This window comes from Halomonas sp. E19 (genome assembly GCF_052439355.1).
Lineage (GTDB): Bacteria > Pseudomonadota > Gammaproteobacteria > Pseudomonadales > Halomonadaceae > Halomonas.
The window spans coordinates 2,943,777-2,959,659 of sequence record NZ_JBNFWU010000001.1; the positions used below are offsets into that span (position 1 = coordinate 2,943,777).

At 65.8% G+C, this 15,883-nt stretch carries 16 protein-coding genes and 1 pseudogene; 12 read left to right on the plus strand and 5 right to left on the minus strand.

Translation table 11 applies throughout. The features are described 5' to 3' along the window. Positions 1 to 162 precede the first annotated feature (162 nt). Positions 163 to 1,476, minus strand: a complete 1,314-nt coding sequence (locus ACUDAL_RS15315) for an MFS transporter (RefSeq protein ID WP_444678715.1) — start codon at positions 1,474 to 1,476, stop codon at positions 163 to 165. 174 nt (positions 1,477 to 1,650) lie between these two features. Here ACUDAL_RS15315 and ACUDAL_RS15320 point away from each other — a divergent pair, with 174 nt between their 5' ends. From ACUDAL_RS15320 to ACUDAL_RS15375, 12 genes are all read left to right on the plus strand, one after another. Then, a complete protein-coding gene (locus tag ACUDAL_RS15320) occupies positions 1,651 to 1,926 on the plus strand; it encodes a type IV pili methyl-accepting chemotaxis transducer N-terminal domain-containing protein (RefSeq protein WP_444678716.1) in 276 nt (91 codons plus the stop codon). Further along, positions 1,887 to 3,242 (plus strand): histidine kinase, encoded by a 1,356-nt coding sequence (locus tag ACUDAL_RS15325; protein ID WP_444678717.1) that lies wholly within the window; start codon positions 1,887 to 1,889, stop codon positions 3,240 to 3,242. Before ACUDAL_RS15320 ends, ACUDAL_RS15325 begins: the two co-directional genes overlap by 40 nt. Next, complete coding sequence (locus ACUDAL_RS15330) at positions 3,215 to 3,463, plus strand: ATP-binding protein (protein ID WP_444678718.1); 249 nt, start codon at positions 3,215 to 3,217, stop codon at positions 3,461 to 3,463. The genes ACUDAL_RS15325 and ACUDAL_RS15330 overlap by 28 nt, the downstream gene beginning before the upstream one ends. An 82-nt stretch (positions 3,464 to 3,545) precedes the next feature. Further along, a complete protein-coding gene (gene narL / locus ACUDAL_RS15335) occupies positions 3,546 to 4,211 on the plus strand; it encodes a two-component system response regulator NarL (protein ID WP_444678719.1) in 666 nt (221 codons plus the stop codon). Positions 4,212 to 4,503: 292 nt separating this feature from the next. Beyond that, positions 4,504 to 6,138 carry an antiporter gene (locus ACUDAL_RS15340; RefSeq protein ID WP_444678720.1) on the plus strand — a complete coding sequence of 545 codons (1,635 nt, stop codon included), beginning with the start codon at positions 4,504 to 4,506 and terminating at the stop codon, positions 6,136 to 6,138. Between the two features lie 67 nt (positions 6,139 to 6,205). Then, entirely contained in the window at positions 6,206 to 6,664 is a 459-nt protein-coding gene (locus ACUDAL_RS15345) for a universal stress protein (protein WP_444678721.1), read from the plus strand. Between the two features lie 54 nt (positions 6,665 to 6,718). After that, a complete protein-coding gene (locus ACUDAL_RS15350) occupies positions 6,719 to 8,227 on the plus strand; it encodes an MFS transporter (protein ID WP_444678722.1) in 1,509 nt (502 codons plus the stop codon). Between the two features lie 213 nt (positions 8,228 to 8,440). Beyond that, positions 8,441 to 8,890, plus strand: coding sequence for a DUF4870 family protein (locus ACUDAL_RS15355; RefSeq protein WP_444678723.1), 450 nt, complete (start codon positions 8,441 to 8,443; stop codon positions 8,888 to 8,890). 50 nt (positions 8,891 to 8,940) lie between these two features. Beyond that, entirely contained in the window at positions 8,941 to 9,504 is a 564-nt protein-coding gene (locus tag ACUDAL_RS15360) for a hypothetical protein (RefSeq protein WP_444678724.1), read from the plus strand. Continuing rightward, positions 9,505 to 10,083: a cytochrome c oxidase subunit 3 family protein gene (locus tag ACUDAL_RS15365; RefSeq protein WP_444678725.1), complete on the plus strand. Its 579-nt coding sequence runs from the start codon at positions 9,505 to 9,507 to the stop codon at positions 10,081 to 10,083. Between the two features lie 4 nt (positions 10,084 to 10,087). After that, entirely contained in the window at positions 10,088 to 10,399 is a 312-nt protein-coding gene (locus ACUDAL_RS15370) for a cytochrome C oxidase subunit IV family protein (RefSeq protein ID WP_444678726.1), read from the plus strand. Between the two features lie 213 nt (positions 10,400 to 10,612). Beyond that, on the plus strand, positions 10,613 to 11,380 hold the full coding sequence (locus tag ACUDAL_RS15375; RefSeq protein WP_444678727.1) for an alpha/beta fold hydrolase: 768 nt from the start codon (positions 10,613 to 10,615) through the stop codon (positions 11,378 to 11,380). Between the two features lie 15 nt (positions 11,381 to 11,395). Here the strand turns inward: ACUDAL_RS15375 and ACUDAL_RS15380 are convergent, their stop codons facing one another. The 4 genes and pseudogenes from ACUDAL_RS15380 to ACUDAL_RS15395 form a co-directional block, all read right to left on the minus strand. Beyond that, complete coding sequence (locus ACUDAL_RS15380; RefSeq protein WP_444678728.1) at positions 11,396 to 11,599, minus strand: hypothetical protein; 204 nt, start codon at positions 11,597 to 11,599, stop codon at positions 11,396 to 11,398. Positions 11,600 to 11,608: 9 nt separating this feature from the next. Then, entirely contained in the window at positions 11,609 to 13,546 is a 1,938-nt protein-coding gene (locus ACUDAL_RS15385; RefSeq protein ID WP_444678729.1) for a nitric oxide reductase activation protein NorD, read from the minus strand. 53 nt (positions 13,547 to 13,599) lie between these two features. Continuing rightward, positions 13,600 to 14,421, minus strand: coding sequence for a CbbQ/NirQ/NorQ/GpvN family protein (locus ACUDAL_RS15390; protein ID WP_444678730.1), 822 nt, complete (start codon positions 14,419 to 14,421; stop codon positions 13,600 to 13,602). An 89-nt stretch (positions 14,422 to 14,510) separates the two neighbouring features. Next, positions 14,511 to 15,862: pseudogene (locus ACUDAL_RS15395) on the minus strand (cbb3-type cytochrome c oxidase subunit I). Between the last annotated feature and the right edge of the window lie 21 nt (positions 15,863 to 15,883).

Genomic DNA, 15,883 nt, shown 5'->3' on the forward strand with positions numbered 1-15,883 from the left:
CACCCGGGCCACCCCGCCTGCCGTGCCGCGCTGTGTGTCTTACACGACCGCCAGGGCAGGTTCTTGGAGAGGATTCTGGGGGATCGAAGCGAGGATTACTGCCAGGTTACCTCCATATACACCCTGTCTACCCCCAAGGTGATAGGTGGGCCGCCGAAGGGGTTAGCTCCCCCGGGCAGGAGGCGGCAGGCGGGCGGGCGCATGCGAACCGGGATCCCACAGCATCACCAGCATGCACACGGCCAGCGCCGCGTAGAGGAACATGAAGCCGGCGGTGCGCACGCCGATCCACTCGTTGCCGAGCACGAACATCATCGGCAGCAGCGCGGCGAACAGTCCGCCCAGGGCCAGCGCCAGGCCGCCCGAGCGCACCATGTCGTCGCCGTACTCGCGGTGCAGCAGGCACATCAGGCTACCCTTGCCGATCCCCATGGCCAGCCCCATGATCGCCAGCAGCAGGGCGAAGCCGACCAGCGGCATGGAGAAGCGCAGCGCAATATCGCCGTGCACGCCATGGATCTGCATGGTGAAGTCGGGGTAGGAGAGCAGGAATAGACACACCATCACGCAGGCGCTGACCCACCAGCGCAGGTCGCGGAAATCGCGCCGATCGGCCAGCCAGCCGCCGACAATCTGCCCGATCCCGCCGGGCAGGGTGAAGGCCAGCGCCCACAGCGCCGCCACCTTGAGCGGAAGCTGGTACTGGGCCGCCAGATAGCCCGGCAGCCACAGCGCCAGCGCCACGAAGGCGCCGAAGAAGAAACTGTAGTAGAGCGCCAGCCGCCACACCGCGGCTGGCGGCAGCCGCCGTGCCACCGCCCGAACAGCGCCTTCAGCTGCCTCGTCCTCGTCAAGCTCATCCTGCGGCGCAAGGCGCGCGGCGCGCGGCGCATCCTCGGCAAATACCCACAGCAGCAGCGCTACCAGCAGCACCGGCAGCAGGTAGAGCTTGGGCGCCATGGGCCAGCCGTAGGCCTGGCTGATCAGCGGCAGCATGAAGTAGGTGAGTCCGGCCCCCAGCATGCCGGCGCCGTAGAGGCCCAGGGCGAGCCCCGCATGGCGGCGCGGGCACAGCGAGGCGACGTAGATCAGCCCGGCGGCCAACGAACCCGCCCCCAGGCCCAGGCCCGTGCCGGCCAGCAAGAAGTTCCAGTAGCTCTGGGAATAGGCAATGCCCCACAGGAAGGGGCAGATCAGCAGCAGGCAGCCGATCATCACCCGCCGCCCGCCCACGCGCCGCGCCAGCGCCGCCATGGGCAGCGCCGCCAGGCCGCCGGTCAGCATAGGCACGGCCAGCAGTAGGGCGAACTGCACCTCGCCGAAGTGCAGCAGCCGTTTCAGCTCGATACCGAGCACGGCGAAGATGGTCCAGCTGGCGAAGACCAGGGCGAAGGCCAGCGGCGACAATAGCACCACCACCAGCGCACGATAGTCACCCTGCAGGTCCGCCGTGGCGCCCTTTCCGACAGACGTCATGAACGGTGGTCTCTTGAGAGGGTCGAAGAGATTCTCGTTCCCCCTCGCCTATAGCGTCAAAAGGGCATGGGAGGTACCCCTTTGGGGTAACGCAAAGCGCCTATCCGACGGCGTACAGCGGCTACCCTCTGAGGTATAGTGGCCCTTCCCCTCGACCGGAGACGACACGCTGCGATGAAACTGCTGCAACGCTCCCTGGTGGCTCGCATCGTCGCTTCACTGCTGGCGATCAGCGCCATGGCCCTGATCAGCATCGTGGTGACCATGGCGGTGGCCGGCGGCAGCCGCGGCGACGCCGCAGCGCTCAACGTGGCCGGCTCGCTGCGCATGAACACCTACCAGATCGTGGCCGCCCTGCAGCGCTACGAGCGCACCCCTCGTGGGAACAGCAGGCCGAGATTCGCGTGCTCATGCAGCGCTTCGAGGAACGCCTGGAGAAACCCGAGCTGATCGCCGCCATTCCCATTTCCGAAGCGCATGAGCTGCGCAAGCAGTACCGCTTGGTACTGATGCGCTGGCACAACGAGCTCGCCCCCGAGGTGGCCCAGACCCTGACCAGCCAGTACGTGCGGGTCGACCAGCTCAATCGCGCCCTGGATGGCCTGGTCAACGACATCGACAGGATGGTCAATCAGCTCGAGCAGAACACCGAGGCCAAGATCCGCCTGCTCAGCGCGCTGCAAATCCTATTCCTCGGCCTGACCGCCGTGATCGTGGCCATCGCCCTGTACGACATCCGCCACAACCTGGTGGCACCGCTGCGCCATCTGATGGTGCTGGCGCGCGAGGCCGCCAGGCGCAACTTCACCCACCGCACCCGGCTCGACGGCAGCGACGAGCTGGCCATGCTCGGCCGCACCTTCGACACCATGGCCGAGGAGCTGGGCGCCAGCTATGCCGAGCTCGAGGCGCGGGTGAAGCGCAAGACCCAGGAACTGGAGCGCAACAGCCAGGTGATGCAGGTGCTGCACGACGAAAGCCGCTCGCTCTACGGCGGCGGCAACGACCTGTGCGCCAGCGCCGCGCCGATGCTGCGCCAGGTCGAAAAACTGCTCGAGATCGGCCCCATCCGGCTGTCGCTCAACGACCCCCATGGCGATCGCCAGATTCCGATTCTCGCCACCCATGCGGCGCGGCGCCCCGACTACTGCCGCGACCACGACTGCCACGCCTGCCTGATCGACAACCGTCCCATTCACCTACGCGAGACCGAGGGCGGCGAATGCCTGCTGCTGCCGGTCAGCGTCGGCGAAGTGCTCCTCGGCACCCTGGAAGTGTGGTACCCCAAGGAGCAACCGCTCTCCGACAGCGTGCGCCGGCTGCTCAATGCCCTGGCCGACCAGCTGGCCACCGCCGTGTACCTGCAGCGGCGTATCGAGGAGGAGCAGCAGGTCTCGCTGATGAACGAGCGCACCATCATCGCCCGCGAACTGCACGACTCGCTGGCGCAGTCGCTCTCCTACCTAAAGATGCAGGTAGCCAGGCTCGAACGCATGCAGGCCAAGGATGCCCCCAAGGAGATGCAGGCGGCAGTGTTCGACGAACTGCGCACCGGACTCAACAGCGCCTACCGCCAGCTGCGCGAGCTGCTCACCACCTTCCGTCTCAAGCTCGAGGGCCCGGACTGCAGTCGGCGCTGCAGCAGACCACGGCCGAGTTCTCCGAGCGCATGGGCGCCCCGGTGGAGCTGCGCTACGATGTGCCGCCCCACCTGCTCAACCCCAACGAAGAGATTCACGTGCTGCAGATCGCCCGCGAGTCGCTGAGCAACATCCATAAGCACGCCGAGGCGCACTGGGCCGCCGTAACGGTCGCCTTCCTCAACGCCCGCATCGTGCTGCGCATCGAAGACGACGGCATCGGCCTGGCACACGACGACTCACCGCCCATGCACTATGGGTTGATCATCATGCGCGACCGTGCCCACACCCTGGGCGGCGAGCTGCGCCTGACCAACCGTGCGCAGGGGGCACCTGCGTGGAAGTGATCTTCACCCCCAGACCGCACGCCTGATCGCACGGCAGCATGCCGTGGCCACTCCCCTACACGAGCAAGGAAACTGAGAAACCATGGGCCAGTCAGCCAACGAGACCCCCGCCAGTATCCTGATCATCGACGACCACCCGCTGCTGCGCCGCGGCGTGTCCCAGCTGCTGGAGCTGGAGGACGACCTCGAGCTGATCGGCGACACCGGCGAGCCGCAGCAGGGCGTCCACCTGGCCGCCGAGCTCGACCCGGACATGATCCTGCTCGACCTCAACATGCCGGGCATGGACGGCATCCAGACCCTGAAAGCCCTGCGCGAGTCGGGCTTCGCCGGGCGCATTGTGATGTTTACCGTATCGGATCACGAGGAGGATCTGGTGGCCGCCCTGCGCGGCGGCGCCGACGGCTACCTGCTCAAGGACATGGAGCCCGAAGAGATGGTGCGCCAGCTGCGCCAGGCGGCACTGGGCCGCATGGTGGTGAGCGAGAGCCTCACTGCCCTACTCGCCGAGGCGCTGCGCAACCAGCGCACGGCGCCGGCCTCGCCGGACATCCACAGCCTCACCCAGCGCGAACGCGAGATCCTGCGCGAGCTGGCTGCCGGGCTCTCCAACAAGCTGATCGCCCGCAAGCTCGATATCACCGAAGGCACGGTGAAGGTGCACGTCAAGCACCTGTTGAAGAAGCTCAACCTGCGTTCACGGGTGGAAGCCGCGGTGTGGGCCGTGCAGGAAGGCATCGACCGCTAGCCGGGAAAGGGCCGGCCTGGCAAGGCCGGCTCTGTGTGGATACCTCCAAAGACTTTCAGGCGCCGGCAGGGCGCCTTTTTCTTTTCTTACGCCCCGAACGAGACGACAGATAACAATAAGTTACGCGCCTACCCCCGCTACCCCTCAAGAGGTATTCCGCTGTTTTTTCTGCCATTTAGGGCGGTTTCGCCGCTTCTTTACGCGGCGTATCTTTGCCTCAACCAACCTGAATTGATCCCGGTCAGGCCGGCCGCCGCAACTCGGGATCAGCGGAACCACGAGGGGAAACGTCATGGCTAAATCGAGTGCCGATCTCGGTAACTTCGATACCGGCAAGAAAGGCAGAAACGCCGATATCGAACACTGGGACATTGAAAACGAACAGTTCTGGGAGAGCGAGGGCAAGAAGATCGCCTCGCGCAACCTGTGGATCTCCATCCCCAGCCTGCTGATGGGCTTCGCGGTATGGATGATGTGGGGCATGATCACCACCCAGATGCAGAACCTGGGCTTCCCCTTCGCCGTCGACCAGCTGTTCATGCTGACCGCGATCGCCGGCCTGGCCGGTGCCACCCTGCGCATTCCCGCCTCGTTCATGATCCGCATTGCCGGCGGGCGCAACACCGTGTTCCTGACCACCTCGCTGCTGATGATCCCTGCCTTCGGCACCGGGGTCGCGCTGATGAACCCCGACACGCCGTTCTGGGTGTTCCAGGCCCTGGCGCTGCTCTCCGGCATCGGCGGCGGCAACTTCGCCGCCTCGATGAGCAACATCTCGACCTTCTTCCCCAAGAAGCAGCAGGGCTATGCGTTGGGCATGAACGCCGGCCTGGGTAACTTCGGCGTCACCTCCATGCAAATCCTGATTCCGCTGGTGATGACCATCGGCATCTTCGGCGCACTGGCCGGCGGCCCCATGGTACTGCAGAGCTCCAGCGGCACGCTGATCGGCCGTATCGAAGCCGGTACCGAGACCTGGATTCAGAACGCCGGCTTCATCTGGCTGCTGTTCCTGGTGCCGTTGGCCTTCCTCGGCTGGTTCGGCATGAACAACCTGCGCCCCATCACGCCCAACCCGGGCACGCCGATGCAGGCCTTCGGCAAGATCCTCGGCCTCTACGGCGTGGGCATCGTGGCCACCATCGTCGGTATCGTCACCCTGCAGTGGCTGGGCATGTGGGTCGCCCTGCCGATCACCATCCTGCTGACCCTGGTGCTGATGCGCCTGATTCCCGGTGACATCAAGCCCAACATCCAGAAGCAGTTCGCGATCTTCTCGAACAAGCACACCTGGTCGATGACCGTGCTGTACATCCTGACCTTCGGCTCGTTCATCGGCTTCTCCGCCGCCCTGCCGCTGTCGATCAACGTCATCTTCGGCAACATGATGGAAGTGGCCGCCGACGGCAGCGTGACTCGCGTGGTCAATCCCAACGGCCCCAGCGCCCTGACCTGGGCCTGGATCGGGCCTTTCGTCGGCGCGCTGATCCGCCCCTTCGGCGGCTGGATCTCCGACAAGGTGGGCGGCTCCATCGTCACCCAGGTGATCTCGGTAATCATGGTGGTGGCCTCGGCGGTGACCGGCTATGTGATGATGCTGGCCTACAACTCCACCGATCCCAACAGCTACTTCGCCCTGTTCATGCTGCTGTTCGTGATTCTGTTCGCCGCCAGCGGCATCGGTAACGGCTCCACCTTCCGCAGCATCGGCGTGATCTTCGACGCCCAGCAGAAGGGCCCGGTGCTGGGCTGGACCTCCGCCGTGGCCGCCTACGGCGCCTTCATCGCCCCGGTGGTGATGGGTGGCCAGATCCGTGCCGGCACTCCCGAGCTCGCCATGTACGGCTTCGCGATCTTCTACGCGGTGTGTCTGGTAATCAACTGGTGGTTCTACCTGCGCGCCAACGCCTACGTCAAAAATCCCTGATGCCGTCGACCGTGCTCCGGAGCCGCTCCGGAGCACACCCCTACCTTGCCTCCTGCGGAGGGATGTCATGAAAGTCATGATCGCCTATGACGGCTCACGCAACGCCAAGCTGGCCCTGGCACAGACCGTCAGCCTGTTTCGCTGCAACGCCCCCATGCTGATCCTGGTCGGTGTTGCCGAGAATCCCGGCGACGCCACCGACGCCAACGAGGCGCTGTTTCAGCAGGGCTACGAAGAGATGAAGGCGGCCCTCAAGGAGGGTGCCGATTTCGCTCATCAGGAAGGCTTCGACGTGGACTGGATCCTGGCCGAGGGCGACGCCCGCAAGATGCTGCTGCAGGCCACCCAGAAGCACGCGCCGGACATGCTGGTCATCGCGCGCCACAGCAGCAAGCCCGACGGCGGCATCATCGCCCAGTCGCTGAGCTACTTCGTCGACGAGCTCGACTACATGACCTTCGGCAAGGTCAGCTCATTCCTGGCCCGGCGCGTCGAGTGTCCGCTGCTGATCCTGCCGAGCCCCTGACGGCGATCCCGTCATACGTGGCCAATTTCGCTTTCACTTCAGGATGATACAACCATGAAAGTGTCCGCCATCTTCCAGTTCCGCAGTCCGGAAATCAGGGCGCTGCACCTGACCTGGATCGCATTCTTCATCACCTTCTACGTCTGGTTCAACATGGCGCCCTTGGCATCGAGCATGCTCAAGAGCGTCGACTGGCTGACCCGCGACGACATCCGCCTGTTTGCCATCGTCAACGTGGCGCTGACCATCCCGGCGCGCATCATCGTCGGCATGGCGCTCGACCGCTTCGGCCCGCGCCGGGTGTTCTCGGTGCTGATGGTCTCCATGGCCATACCGGCACTGGTGTTCGCCTTCGGCAACACCATGTCGCAGCTGCTGATCTCGCGCCTAATACTCAGCTCCATCGGCGCCAGCTTCGTGGTCGGCATCCACATGACCGCGCTGTGGTTCAAGCCCAAGGATATCGGTTTCGCCGAGGGCTTCTACGCCGGCTGGGGCAACTTCGGCTCGGCCGTGGCCGCCATGACCCTGCCCACCATCGCCCTGACCATGTTCGGCGGCGACGACGGCTGGCGCTACGCCATCGGCATCAGCGCCATCGTAATGGCCGCCTACGGCGTGTACTACTGGTTCGCCATCACCGATGGCCTCGACGCCCGCGCCCACCGCAAGTCGCGCAAGGCGCTGGCCATGGAAGTAAGCTCCTGGCGTGACATGATCATGCTGATCCTGTGGACCATTCCGCTGGTGGGCTGTCTGGCCATCCTGGTATGGCGTATCGAGGGCATGGGCTACCTCTCCTCCACCGGCGCACTGATCTGCTATGCGATCATTGCCGCCGTGGTGATCTACCAGATCGTGCAGATCCTGCGGGTCAACGTTCCGATCCTCAAGAAAGGCGTGCCGGAGGACGACAAGTACTCCTTCAGCAGCGTGGCCGCGCTCAACAGCACCTACTTCGCCAACTTCGGCGCCGAGCTGGCGGTGGTGTCCATGCTGCCGATGTTCTTCGAGGAGACCTGGGGGCTGACCGCCGCCGCCGCCGGCATGATCGCCGCCTCGTTCGCCTTCGTTAACCTGGTGGCGCGCCCCATGGGCGGCCTGGTCTCCGACCGCATGGGCAACCGCCGCTTCGTGATGCTCAGCTACATGTTCGGCATCGGCATCGGCTTCGTGCTGATGGGGCTGCTCAACTCCAACTGGCCGCTGATCATCGCCATCGCCATCACCATCTTCACCTCCTTCTTCGTGCAGGGGGCGGAGGGCGCCACCTTCGGCATCATTCCCTCGATCAAGCGCCGCATCACCGGCCAAATCTCGGGCATGGCCGGCGCCTACGGCAACGTCGGCGCGGTGGTCTACCTGACCATCTTCACCTTCGTCACTCCCACTCAGTTCTTCTACATCATTGCCGGCGGCGCCTTCGTCAGCTGGCTGATCTGCCTGATCTGGCTGAAGGAGCCGGAAGGCGCGTTCGACGAGGAGTACTACGTCTCCTCGGTGGACCGCATGATCGAAGAGCAAGAGCTGGCCAAGGCCCAGGTCAAACCGCAGCAGGGTTGATCGCGGCACACAGGCAGCAGTCGCCTAGGCGACTGCTGCCTTTTGGGTTTCTGCAAGGCCCTTCGCTTGGTACCGCGCATCCCGCCTGCCCCTGAGACGAGCGCCCTTGGCAAGGCAAGAGAGTTTGATCCATGGCAAGGACGATAGCGCCCCCGAAGACTATAGTGGTATCTCAGATACCTGTTTAACCATGCCCCTCACTGGGAGGTGACGATGTCCTCCACCGCATACTCGCAGCAAGAGCCCGACTGCCCGCCGCTGGAAGCGCTGGACCGCCGCGGCAAGGTCCTGGCCGCGGTTGTCTACGTGCTTTACCTAGGCAGCATCATGGCCGTGATCACTGCCCCGATTGGCGTGCTGCTGGCGCATCTGCGCCGCAGCAGCGCGGCGCCGCTGGCCGCCAGCCACCTGCTGTTTCAGATCCGCACCTTCTGGCTGGGGGCGCTGGCCGGCGCCGCCGTGCTGGCCGCCTGGTATCTGCTCGGGCTGATCGGCGCGCCTTCCTGGGCCTCCTGGGTGCTGGGCTATGGCTTCTTCACCGCCTGCCTAATCTGGACCATCGGCCGCAGCGGCGTCGGCATCAACCGCCTGCTGAACGACCGCGCCATCGATGACCCACATAGCCTGCTGTTCGGCGGCGCCAAGGTCTCGCTGGACGATTGATCGTCGCTGGACGCTTGCTTGTCGCTGGAAAACGTCAGAAAGGAGCCCCCATGACCACCGCGATTTCACTCACTCCGGCTGCACCGGCTCGCTCGGCTGCCGTTACCGGCCTCGCCTGGGTCTTCATCGGTTTCTCCGGGCTGATCATGTCACTAGTGACCCTGCCCCTGCTGCCCGGCGAGGCGCTGGTCGCCTCGCTTGGGGTGGAAACCGGCAGCGGCGGGCTCACCGGCGGCGTGGCCTGGCTGATCGAAAGCAGCCGCACCCTGGCCAGCCTGCTGCTGCTGGGCGCCGCCATTACTTTGGCTCTCTCCGTGGCCCTGCTGCAGCGACGCCGCTGGGCCAGGCGCGCCTTCGTCACGCTGATGGCGGCCGGCTTCGTCGGTGTGCTGGGTGGTGCCGCCCTGACGCCTTTGACCTTCGGCTTCATGGCCGAGGCCGCCGACTCCATGGCCGGCCTCGAGGATCCGGTGGCCGGCCTGATCGGCGCGCTGGCCGTGTTGATCCTATTCGCCACGGTCTCGGTGGTACTGTTCGCCTGGGCCATCTGGAAGCTGACCACGCCGGACGTTCGCGCCGAGTTCGACAGAACCCCTGTCGCCGCGGAGGCCTGAATGACGGATCGGCCATCGGCAACGCTGCCCAACCCCGGCTGGGGGCCGCTGTCGGCCCTGCCTGGCAACCCGCTGATGTGGGTGCTGATCCTCAGCGAGATCGTGGTGTTCGCCGCCTTCTTCGGCCTGTTCGCCTGGCTGCGCGCAGGCGAACGCGAGCTCTTCGACGCTTCACAGCAGCTGCTCGACCCGGTGGCCGGCGGCATCAATACCATGGTGCTGCTGACCAGCGGGCTGTTTGCCGCCTTGGCCGTTCAGGCCATCAAGGCCGGTCAGGTACGCCGCTGTCGCCAGTGGCTGGCGGCGGCGTTCGCCCTGGGCGTGGTGTTCTGCGTGGTCAAGTTGGTGGAGTACGCCGACAAGCTCGGCCAGGGACTCATGCCCGAGACCAACACCTTCTTCACCTTCTACTACCTGCTGACCGGGTTTCACTTCGCCCACGTGCTGTTCGGCCTGGGCCTGATCGCCCTGGTGGCCTGGCGCATCTCTCATGCCAACGTCGAGACCGCCGCGGCCTTCTGGCACATGGTCGATCTGATCTGGATCCTGCTCTACCCGATCATCTACCTGCTGAGGTGAGCCCATGCGCGCCCTGACCCACGCTCTGCAAGATGCTGCCACGCGCCGCCTGCTGATCACCTGGGCGGTGCTGATGGGGCTGACGCTGCTCGCCATGCTCTCCGCCCAGCTCGGCGGCGATGCCCGCCAGGCAGCGCTGCCGCTGTGGTCGGCGGGGCTGCTGCTGGCCACCACCCTGTTCAAGGCGCACCGGGTGCTGATGGTCTACCTGGGGCTCGACGAGGCTTCATCGGCCTGGCGCGGCACCTTCATCGGCCTGATTCTCGCCACGCTGCTGCTGGTCGCCGCCGGCTATCTCATCGCCAGGCTGAGCTGAACGAAGCCGGTGGCAGTCGGGCTGGCTCGCCCAAAGGAGAATTGGCCGACTCATCGATAGGCTGCTAGCGTTGCCCCTTCACGCGGTGGCGCCCGTCGCCACCGATCCTGAGCGCCGCGCCGGCAAGCATTGCACGCCTAGTCCAGGCATCGTGCGCAGCGGCCCGTCTGGGAACAGAATCACATGCCGTCAGTCCGTACATCGCAGGCCTGGGTGCCGTTCGCGCAAGGGCGACTGTTCGCCAAGCGCTGGCGGCCCGCCGAGGCTGCCGATTCCCGAGCCCCCATCGTACTGCTGCATGACTCGCTGGGCTGCGTCGCGCTGTGGCGCGACTTCCCCAAGCAGCTGGCGCAGGCCACCCGGCGCGAGGTCATCGCCTACGATCGACAAGGATTCGGACAGTCCGACCCCTACCCCGGCCGGCTCGACCACCACTTCATCGAAGCCGAAGCGCAGGGCGCCTTTGCCGCGCTATGCGAGCAGCTGGCGCTGGCGCGCGTCATCGTCTTCGGCCACAGCGTGGGCGGGGCCATGGCCGCCGGCTGTGCGGCGGCCCACCCGGAGCGGTGCCTGGCGGTGGTCACCGAGTCGGCCCAGGCCTTCGTCGAGGCGCGTACGTTGGAGGGGGTAGGCGCGGCGAAGCAGGCCTTCTCCGAGGCGGGACAGCTCGAACGGCTGCAGAGATACCATGGTGACAAGGCGGCATGGGTCCTCAGCGCCTGGGTAGATACCTGGCTCGACGAAGGCTTTCGCGACTGGAACCTGAATGCGAGCCTGGCACGCGTGCGCTGCCCGCTGCTGGCCCTGCACGGCGATGAGGACGAGTTCGGCTCGCCCCGGCAGCCGGAGCGCTACGCCACCCTAACGGCGGGCCCCGCGCTCATGCGACTGCTGCCCGGCTGCGGGCACGTGCCGCATCGCGAACGGCCCGAGGCCGTGCTCGATGCGGTGGTGCCGTTTCTGGCCGAGCTGGCCGACTGAACGACGGCGCCACCGCTAGTAGGTTGGCGGCGGCCCCACGCCGGCCCACTCGGCCAGCCGCCGGGCCAGGCGGATCAGGCCGTAGACGGCGAACGGGGCGACGAACATCATCAGGATGCCCCAGTCCTGGGTGTTGATCACCCAGGCCAGCGGGGTGATGACCAGGAGGGCGGCCAGCAGGCCGAGACACAGGGCGATGGCGGGGCGGCGTGACGTCATGTGGCCTCCTCAGCTGCCAATGATCTGGCGGTAGATACCGGGCAGCGCGAGCGACAGGTGCTCGGGCCGGTTGACGATGGCGTAGCTGCCGCGGCCGAACAGGTGCGACACGTACTGGTGCGCCTCGCTGTCGATGGTCACGCCGAATACCCGCACCTCATGCTGACGCGCCTCGAGCACCGCCCGGCGGGTGTCCTCGATGCCATAGCGGCCCTCGTAGTAGTCGGTATCGTTGGGCTTGCCGTCGGTGAGCAGCAGCAGCAGCCGATGCCGGTTGGGCCGCTCGGAGAGCTCCTTGGTGACGTGGCGGATCGCTGGACCCATGCGGGTGTAATGGCCGGGCTTGAGCGCCGAGATACGCCGCGCCACCCGATCGTTCATGGTCTCGTCGAAGGTCTTGAGCGTGTTGACCCAAACCTTGTGCCGCCGATGCGAGGTGAAGCAGTGAATGCTGTAATCGTCGCCGCAGCCGGCCAGGCCATGGCCCAGCACCAGCAGCGCCTCCTTGGCCACGTCGAGCACGCGACGATCCTCGAGCCAGGCATCGGTGGAGAGCGAGACGTCGATCAGGATCGAGACGGCCAGGTCGCGCGCCTGCTGGCGGGTGGCCTGGTAGAGGCGGTCGCTGGACTCGCCGGTGGCGGCCAGGTCGCAGCGCGAGCGGATCACCGCGTCCATGTCGAGCTCGCTGCCGTCGTACTGACCGCGCAGGGTCTCGCGACGCGGGCGCAGTGCCTCGAACTCGCGACGCACCCGGCGAATGCGCCGGTGGGTGGCCGCGTCGGGCTGCCATGACTCGCCTTCCTCGCTGGCCAGCTCGGTGTGCACCTGGCAGTGGTCGGGCAGGTAGATCTGCTTGCGGTAGTTCCACTCGGGATAGGTGTGCTTGCCGCGCAGGCGCTCGCCCAGCGCCTCGTCGGGCGGCAGGTCGAGGTCGACCTTGATGCGTGTCGCCGCACGCTGCTTGTGCGGGCTGAGGATGATCTCCTCCATCTGCTCGGCGGCGCGCTTGGCTTCCTCGTCCTCGTTGTCCTCGACCAGCCGATTGAGGTTCACCATCTCGGTCCAGGAGAGCATCTTCTCGAAGCGGTTGGCCACCAGCGGGTCGTCGCGCTCGGTCTGGTCCTGGCGCTTGCGTTCGGCCTTGCGCTTGCCATCGCCGACGGTCTGGGCGCTGTTGGTCTCGCCCTCCTGCGGGTCCTCCTGGCTTTCGTCGCGGCCCGCCCCGGTACCTAGCGCCACTACCTGGCCCCATAGCGGCACCGGCAGCGGCGGGCGATAGCCGCGCGGCGCGGCGATCACATCGAGCGGCAGCTCAGGCTCCACGATGGCGCGATGCATCGACGCCGCCCAGCCTTCCAGCTCGAGCTCCTCGCCGAGCAGCACGCGCAGGGTCTGCTCCAGCGCCAGCTCCATGGGCGGCAGGCGCTTGCGTGCAGGGCGCACCACCAGCAGCCCCAGACACAGCCGACGGTAGCGCTCAGCCAGGCCGGGAAAGCGTGCCAAGGCGGCATCGCGGGCACGCACGGCTTCACGCAGGCGGGCCAGGTCGTCGCGCAAGGGGTCGCGCTGGGGCTCGGGCTTGCGCGCCACCGCCAGGTAGGCCACCAGCCAGAAGTAGAGGTCGCGGTTCAACTCCGGATCGGGAAACAGATCGATGCGCGGCGGCAGCAGCAGGTTCTCCTCGTCGCGCCGTGCCTGGTCGATGGCTTCGTCGTCGAAGCCGAGCTTCTGGCGCAGCGACAGGCGGTGGTTCGAGCTGCGTGCGACGATGGATGCCACTTCCACGCCTGCCTCACCGCCGCTGGCGCGAAAGAACACGCCGAGCACGTGACGCATCTGCTCCATGGAGACGGCCGCATCCGGATAGCGCTTGTAGCTGGCCGCGCTGGAGGCCCAGCGGTGCCAGTGGCGACCGACGAACTCTTCGAGCTCGAGAAACTGCATGGCCTTTCCTCCCGAAGACGCGCTGTCGAGCGCGGCCAATAAACGTCAGATGCTCAGCCGAAGGTGGCGCGAATCGATTCGAGCAGGCCTTCCTGCACGTCCAGATCGTCCGACAGCGGCTCGACCAGGGTGGCGCGAGCGGCTTCGAGGATCGGCATACCGGCATTGATCAGGGTGGCGCAGTAGACCAGCAGACGGGTGGAGACACCCTCTTCCAGGTCCTGTCCCTTGAGTTCGCGCAGGCGCCCGGCCAAGTTGACCAGCGCGGCGCAGCGCTCGTGGGCAAGGCCGCTCTCGCGGGCGACGATCTCGCACTCCACCTTGGGCGGCGGGAAGTCGAACGACATCGCCACGAAGCGCTGGCGGGTGCTCGGCTTGAGCGACTTGAGAATGTGCTGGTAGCCGGGGTTGTAGGAGACCACCAGCATGAAATCCTTCGGTGCCTCGAGCAGCTCGCCGGTACGTTCCAGCGGCAGCAGGCGGCGGTCATCGGTCAGCGGGTGCATCACCACGGTGACGTCCTTGCGCGCTTCCACCACCTCGTCGAGGTAGCAGATGCCGCCCTCGCGCACGGCGCGGGTCAGCGGGCCGTCCACCCAGCGGGTCTCGCCGCCCTGCAGCAGGTAGCGTCCGGTGAGGTCGGCGGCGGTGAGGTCGTCATGGCACGACACGGTGAACAGCGGACGGCCCAGCTTGGCCGCCATGTGGGTGACGAAGCGAGTCTTGCCGCACCCGGTCGGTCCCTTGAGCAGCAGCGGCAGGCGCTGCTGGTACGCCTGTTCGAACAGCGCGCACTCGTTGCCAACCGGTTCATAGTAAGGCAGGTCCCGCGCGAAGGCGGAAGCGGCATTGGTGACGGTAGCGGTATGAGACATGGGACACTCCAAGGGAAGGTGGTGGGAAGGCCGACATTGCGGTGCGGGTCAGCCTTCCCGAACGGGGCGCATGGCGCCCCGTCTCAGGCTCACTCGGCGGCGACGATGGACGGCTGCTTGACGCTGGCAGACGCCTGCTCACGTGCCGGTGCGAACACCGAGTAGATGAACATGGCGGCGGCGATGGCGACGAAGATGCCGGTGCCGAAGCGCATCACGTAGAACAGGTCGAGCTGCGCCTGCACCTGCATGAAGTTCATGCCGAGCACCCGCTGCAGGTGGGTCTGGACGACGCCTGCGAAGGTCAGGGTGAAGGTCATGAACCACATGGCCGAGGTCATGATCCAGAACGCCCACATGTTGAGCACCTGGTTGTACGGCTGCACGCGACGGATCTGCGGCATAGCATAGGTGATGATGCCCATCACCAGCATCACATAGGCACCGTAGAAGGCCAGGTGGCCGTGGGCCGCGGTGATCTGGGTGCCGTGGGTGTAGTAGTTGATCCACGACAGGGTGTGCATGAAGCCCCACACGCCGGCGCCGAAGAAGGCGACCGCGGCACAGCCCAGGGTCCACAGCATGGCGGCCTTGTTCGGATGGTTACGGCTGCCCTTCCAGAACATGTAGAAGGCGAACACCACCATGGCGAAGAACGGGATCACCTCCAGGGTGGAGAAGATGCTGCCGATCGGCTGCCAGTAGCCGGGGTGCCGATCCAGTAGTAGTGGTGGCCGGTACCCAGCAGGCCGGAGAACAGCGCCAGACCGACGATGACGTAGAGCCACTTTTCGATGATCTCACGGTCGACGCCGGTCATCTTGATCAGCAGGTAGCCGAGCAGCGAGGCCATGATCAGCTCCCACACGCCTTCGACCCAGATGTGCACGATCCACCACCACCACAGCTTGTCCAGCGCCAGGTTGTCGGGGTTGTAGAAGGCGAACAGCCAGAACACCGCGGCCAGCCACAGGCCCAGCATCAGCACCATGTTGATGGCGGTCTTGCGGCCCTTGAGCATGGTCATGCTGGTGTTGAACAAGAACATCAGGAACGAGATGGTGATCAACAGCTTCGACCACAGCGGCTGCTCGAGGTAGTGACGCCCCTCGTGGATGCCGAACTGGTAGCTGATCAGCGCGCCGGCGCCGGCGATGGCGAACAGCAACAGCTGGAAGTAGGCCAGCTTGGGGCTGTAGATCTCGTTTTCGGCTTCTTCCGGCATCAGGTAGTAGGTACTACCCATGAAGCCGATCAGCAGCCACACGATCAACAGGTTGGTATGACTGGTACGGGTGATGTTGAACGGCATCGCCTCGGACATGAAGTGCGGCCACACGTAGGCTGCCGCCGCGGCCAGTCCAAAGACGATCTGTAGAGCGAATAGGGCCATGGCCAGCATGAAGAAAGGCAAGGCCACCTTCTGCGTTTCGTATTTCATCGGTTCGACTCCTTGGTACCT

What these genes read in the sequence shown, in the direction of transcription:
- ACUDAL_RS15385 (WP_444678729.1), bottom strand. Translation starts at nt 13,546, where the DNA reads ATGCAGTTTCTCGAGCTCGAAGAGTTCGTCGGTCGCCACTGGCACCGC.
- ACUDAL_RS15325 (WP_444678717.1), top strand. Translation starts at nt 1,887, where the DNA reads ATGCAGCGCTTCGAGGAACGCCTGGAGAAACCCGAGCTGATCGCCGCC.
- ACUDAL_RS15390 (WP_444678730.1), bottom strand. Translation starts at nt 14,421, where the DNA reads ATGTCTCATACCGCTACCGTCACCAATGCCGCTTCCGCCTTCGCGCGG.
- ACUDAL_RS15380 (WP_444678728.1), bottom strand. Translation starts at nt 11,599, where the DNA reads ATGACGTCACGCCGCCCCGCCATCGCCCTGTGTCTCGGCCTGCTGGCC.
- ACUDAL_RS15320 (WP_444678716.1), top strand. Translation starts at nt 1,651, where the DNA reads ATGAAACTGCTGCAACGCTCCCTGGTGGCTCGCATCGTCGCTTCACTG.
- ACUDAL_RS15365 (WP_444678725.1), top strand. Translation starts at nt 9,505, where the DNA reads ATGACGGATCGGCCATCGGCAACGCTGCCCAACCCCGGCTGGGGGCCG.
- ACUDAL_RS15345 (WP_444678721.1), top strand. Translation starts at nt 6,206, where the DNA reads ATGAAAGTCATGATCGCCTATGACGGCTCACGCAACGCCAAGCTGGCC.
- ACUDAL_RS15340 (WP_444678720.1), top strand. Translation starts at nt 4,504, where the DNA reads ATGGCTAAATCGAGTGCCGATCTCGGTAACTTCGATACCGGCAAGAAA.
- ACUDAL_RS15350 (WP_444678722.1), top strand. Translation starts at nt 6,719, where the DNA reads ATGAAAGTGTCCGCCATCTTCCAGTTCCGCAGTCCGGAAATCAGGGCG.
- ACUDAL_RS15315 (WP_444678715.1), bottom strand. Translation starts at nt 1,476, where the DNA reads ATGACGTCTGTCGGAAAGGGCGCCACGGCGGACCTGCAGGGTGACTAT.
- narL (WP_444678719.1), top strand. Translation starts at nt 3,546, where the DNA reads ATGGGCCAGTCAGCCAACGAGACCCCCGCCAGTATCCTGATCATCGAC.
- ACUDAL_RS15355 (WP_444678723.1), top strand. Translation starts at nt 8,441, where the DNA reads ATGTCCTCCACCGCATACTCGCAGCAAGAGCCCGACTGCCCGCCGCTG.
- ACUDAL_RS15370 (WP_444678726.1), top strand. Translation starts at nt 10,088, where the DNA reads ATGCGCGCCCTGACCCACGCTCTGCAAGATGCTGCCACGCGCCGCCTG.
- ACUDAL_RS15360 (WP_444678724.1), top strand. Translation starts at nt 8,941, where the DNA reads ATGACCACCGCGATTTCACTCACTCCGGCTGCACCGGCTCGCTCGGCT.